General features: G+C 64.3%; 1 protein-coding gene. It reads left to right on the forward strand.

Annotated elements, in window-relative coordinates; genetic code table 11:
- On the forward strand, window positions 1-429 hold a 429-nt coding region (locus tag P2Q66_RS15370), incomplete at its 5' end, for an IS30 family transposase (protein WP_275729489.1).
- Between the last annotated feature and the right edge of the window lie 13 nt (window positions 430-442).

The following is a 442-nucleotide window of genomic DNA, read 5'->3' on the forward strand; positions in this document are numbered from 1 at the left end:
GGCGGCAGCGCTATCGGCACCTTGGTCGAGCGCAGCACCCGCTACACAGTCCTGCTGCACCTGCCAGGTCGGCACACCGCTCAGGAAGTCGCCGACGCCATGATTACCCAGATGCGCCGGCTCCCGGACCAGCTGGTCAAAACAGTGACCTGGGACCGGGGTCTGGAGATGGTGCAGTACCCCCGCGTCCAGATGGCCCTGGACGCGGGAGTCTACTTCTGCGACCCGCACTCACCCTGGCAGCGCGGCACCAACGAGAACACCAACCGGCTGCTGCGTCACTGGTTCGAAAAAGGCACAGACCTCTCAGGCTTCACAGCCGAGGACCTCGACACCATCGCCGACAAACTCAACAACCGGCCCCGCCCAACCCTCGACCTCGAAACCCCCAAACAACGCATGCGCCAACTCATCACCGCCGCGGCATAACCTCCCACTGTTG

The sequence above is a fragment of the Arthrobacter sp. Cr_A7 genome, assembly GCF_029222765.1.
Lineage (GTDB): Bacteria > Actinomycetota > Actinomycetes > Actinomycetales > Micrococcaceae > Arthrobacter.